The 838-nt window shown below is 21.2% G+C and carries 1 protein-coding gene; it reads left to right on the plus strand.

Annotated elements, in window-relative coordinates; all coding sequences use genetic code 4:
• Positions 1–838 (plus strand): hypothetical protein (locus ACXX88_RS04085; RefSeq protein WP_458559671.1); only part of this gene is annotated, 838 nt, incomplete at both ends.

The following is an 838-nucleotide window of genomic DNA, read 5'->3' on the forward strand; positions in this document are numbered from 1 at the left end:
AACAAATCAAACAATGGTTTCGAAGTTTCTGTTAATGATGATGAAAGTAATTGATACATTATGCAAAATGACGAAAATGGTCTTACTTTAGAAAAAAATGTTAGTCAAAATTATATTGATAAATATAATGTGGAAAACGTTTTAGAAACAATGAAAAATTCTAATGATTATTTCACAACAGATTTAGAACAGAAATATAATTTTACAGTAAATAAAGTTGGAGATGTTACACTCAGACTCAAAGATAAAAACTTTTTATCAATAAATCATATGCATATAAAAACAAAGACTAAATGAAAACTAGATGAGTATGCTTTTCTAAGACTTTTGGGTTTTTCCAAAGCACCAGTAAGCATTTTGGATTCTTATGATTCAGCAAGAGCATGAAATAATTTCAATATAGAAGTCAACTTAAAATTAGATACAAATAAATTAAAAAGAGTTTTTGAAAATAGAATTAAAAATTTAAACATACAAACCCTAAATAATCAAATAGTCTTAACTCTCAATAAAATGTTTAAAAATAATTCTCAATTAAAAGAAAGATATAAAGAATTTAATAATGATTTAATGTTGGATGTAGAAAGTAAGAAAAAGTTTATATCTGAATCAAATAAACAATTGATTTCTTGACTTCCAGAATATATTTATAGTTATGAAAATTCTATTTCTAAACAAAGTAATAAAAAAACAGTAAATAAAAATTTAAATTTTAGCTCTTTACCTTTTTTAATTAAAGATAGACTTGCAGATAATAAATTACTTATATATCGAATTTTTACTAAAAATAAATTCTTTTCTTTAAATGATAAATTTGTTTATAAAAATCAAAATAATA

The organism is Mycoplasma sp. 5370 (assembly GCF_054343435.1).